A 2,834-nucleotide genomic window follows, 5' to 3' on the forward strand; every position below is an offset into this window, starting at 1 on the left:
GCGCGGTGGTCAGACCCGCCTCACCGATCACGTACGCCGTGCCGCCCGGCCGCTGGTCGGAGAGGAACTGCGCGGTGGCCAGCGCCGAGGTCCAGATGTTGTCCACCGGCACGTCCAGTGCCCATGACTGAACCTCCGGGACCTGCCGGAACCTCCGGAACCGGTCCCTCCGACCGTGGCCCGCCCCGCCCGCCGGCGCATCCGCAGCGCCGCGCGGTTCGTCCGTCCGGTGGGGCGGCCCGGGCCGTTGCGGTGAACCCCGGCACGCCCCGGCACCGCTCCGACCGCGGCCGGAGCGGTCAGACCCGGTCGATCAGGTCGGCGATGGAGTCCGCCACCGTGGAGGGGCGGAACGGGTACCGCTCCACCTCCTCGGGACCGGTCAGACCGGTCAGCACGAGGAAGGTCTCCATCCCGGCCTCCAGGCCGGCCAGCACGTCGGTGTCCATCCGGTCGCCGATCATCGCGCTGCTCTCCGAGTGCGCCCCTATCGCGTTCAGTCCGGCCCGCATCATCAACGGGTTGGGCTTGCCGACGAAGTACGGCTCGCGCCCCGTCGCCTTGGTGATCAGGGCCGCCACCGAGCCGGTCGCCGGCAGCGCGCCCTCCGCCGAGGGACCGGTCTCGTCCGGGTTGGTCGCGATGAACCGCGCCCCGGCGTTGATCAGCCGGATGGCCTTCGTCAACGCCTCGAAGGAGTAGGTGCGGGTCTCGCCCAGCACCACGTAGTCCGGGGCGGTGTCGGTGAGGATGTAACCGATGTCGTGCAGCGCGGTGGTCAGACCCGCCTCACCGATCACGTACGCCGTGCCGCCCGGCCGCTGGTCGGAGAGGAACTGCGCGGTGGCCAGCGCCGAGGTCCAGATGTTGTCCACCGGCACGTCCAGGCCCATCCGCTGCAGACGGGCGTGCAGGTCGCGCGGCGTGTAGATGGAGTTGTTGGTCAGGACCAGGAACGGCTTGCCGGACTCCCGCAGTCGCTTCAGGAAACGGTCGGCACCGGGAATCGGCACCCCCTCGTGTATGAGGACGCCGTCCATGTCGGTCAGCCAGGACTCGATCGGCTTGCGCTCGGACACCGTGGGAACTCCTGCCGTGCTGGGGGAAACGGACGGGCGGGGCCGGCGGGGACGGCCGACCGGTCGCGGGGACCGGCGCCGGACCCTCCGGGACCGATCGCACCGCGCCGACCAGCCTAGTCGCGGCCCCGGGAATCGCCCCCCGGCCGCCCGCCGGGGACGCTCACAGACCCAGGTCGCGGATCAGCTTCGCCACGTGCCCGGTCGCCCGGACGTTGTAGAGCGCCCGCTCCACCTTCCCCTCCGCGTCCACGATCACGGTGGAGCGGATGACCCCGGTGACGGTGCGGCCGTACATGGTCTTCTCGCCGAAGGCGCCGTAGGCGGCCAACACCTCCTTGTCCGGATCGCCGAGGAGGGTGATGCCCAGTTCCTCCTTCTCGCGGAACCGCGCCAACTTCTCCGGCTTGTCGGGGGAGATGCCCACCACGTCGTAGCCCGCGTCGGCCAACAGCCGCAGGTTGTCGGTGAAGTCGCACGCCTGCTTGGTGCAGCCCGGCGTCATCGCGGCCGGGTAGAAGTAGACGATCACCTTCCGTCCGGCGTAGTCCCCCAGCGAGACCGACTTCCCGTCGGCGTCGGGCAGGGTGAAGGCGGGGGCGGTGTCACCCGGCTGCAGGCGGTCGCTCATCGGTGCTTCCTCTCTCGAACGACGGTGGGGAGGGCCCCGGGCCCGAGCCTACCCATCCGGCCGCATCGGTTCCGGTCGCCCGGGGCGCCCCCTCGCCCGGCCCCGGCGGAGCCGTCCCGGCCGACCGGTGCGCCGCGGGGCGGAATGGCGGGCGGCGGCCGGGGCAGGAAGCTGACAGACTGTGCGCCACGGGCCCCGGGCCCGGATGCACGACGAGAATCGACCACGGAGGCGGAGCGGTGCCCGAGTCCAGTCGTCCGGATCACCAGGACGGGAAGAGCGGCGGCAGCAGCCGGTACGAGGCGGAGAAGCCGAAGGGGAAGACGGAGGGGCCGGATGAGATCGAGGCCCGCATCCGGCGTCGGCGCGCGGCGCTCGCCGACACCCTCGACGAACTGGCGGTGCGGGTGCACCCCAAGACCATCGTGGGCGATGTGCGCACCCGGGCGCTGTCGGCGGTGGACCGCCGGGCGGGCCAGGCCTACATCGCCGTCAACCGCACCGTCACCGGGGCCCGTACGGGCCTGGTGACGCGCGACGGTTCCCCGCGCCCGGAGCGACTGATCCCCATCGCCCTCGTGGCGGTCGGCGTGGTGGGTCTGCTGGTGCTCGGAGCCCGGCGCCGCCGTCGGTGACCACCGGCGCCGGCCCCGTGCCCGTTGGGATACGGTCGTGTCGTGAGCACCCCATCTCCCGACCCGAATCACGACAAGCTTCCGATCCGGATGCTGCACGACCGCGTGCTGGTGCGCACCGACACCGGCCAGGGCGAACGTCGCTCCAGCGGCGGCATCGTCATCCCCGCCACGGCCGCCGTCGGGCGCCGGTTGGACTGGGCCGAGGTCGTGGCCGTGGGACAGAACGTCCGCACGGTCGAGCCGGGTGACCGCGTGCTGTACGACCCGGAGGACCGGGCCGAGGTGGAGGTGCGCGGCACCGCCTACGTGCTGATGCGGGAACGCGACCTGCACGCCGTGGCGGCCGAACGCCTCCAGGGCTCCGAGGACTCCACCGGCCTGTACCTCTGACCGTTCGGGCCGTCCGGGCCGTCCGGTTCCGCCGTTCCCGGCGGCCCGGGCGCCCCCGGTGACCACCGGCCCCGCCCGCCGGGAACGGCGGAACCG

Annotated in this window: 4 protein-coding genes and 1 pseudogene; 2 read left to right on the top strand and 3 right to left on the bottom strand. The window is 73.0% G+C overall.

All coding sequences use genetic code 11. From position 1 onward, the window contains the following. The 3 genes and pseudogenes from FOE67_RS21780 to bcp all read right to left on the bottom strand — a co-directional run. A pseudogene (locus FOE67_RS21780) lies at positions 1 to 118 on the bottom strand (TIGR01457 family HAD-type hydrolase); the annotation flags it as partial. A gap of 181 nt (positions 119 to 299) precedes the next feature. After that, a complete protein-coding gene (locus FOE67_RS21785) occupies positions 300 to 1,079 on the bottom strand; it encodes an HAD-IIA family hydrolase (protein WP_182666540.1) in 780 nt (259 codons plus the stop codon). Between the two features lie 163 nt (positions 1,080 to 1,242). Continuing rightward, positions 1,243 to 1,710 (bottom strand): thioredoxin-dependent thiol peroxidase, encoded by a 468-nt coding sequence (gene bcp / locus FOE67_RS21790; protein ID WP_182666541.1) that lies wholly within the window; start codon positions 1,708 to 1,710, stop codon positions 1,243 to 1,245. A gap of 341 nt (positions 1,711 to 2,051) precedes the next feature. Here bcp and FOE67_RS21795 point away from each other — a divergent pair, with 341 nt between their 5' ends. Both FOE67_RS21795 and FOE67_RS21800 read left to right on the top strand, forming a co-directional pair. Beyond that, positions 2,052 to 2,345: a DUF3618 domain-containing protein gene (locus FOE67_RS21795; RefSeq protein ID WP_498370711.1), complete on the top strand. Its 294-nt coding sequence runs from the start codon at positions 2,052 to 2,054 to the stop codon at positions 2,343 to 2,345. A gap of 90 nt (positions 2,346 to 2,435) precedes the next feature. After that, positions 2,436 to 2,738, top strand: a complete 303-nt coding sequence (locus FOE67_RS21800; RefSeq protein ID WP_182666543.1) for a GroES family chaperonin — start codon at positions 2,436 to 2,438, stop codon at positions 2,736 to 2,738. Positions 2,739 to 2,834: the final 96 nt, after the last annotated feature.

This window comes from Streptomyces calidiresistens, assembly GCF_014141525.1.
Lineage (GTDB): Bacteria > Actinomycetota > Actinomycetes > Streptomycetales > Streptomycetaceae > Streptomyces > Streptomyces calidiresistens.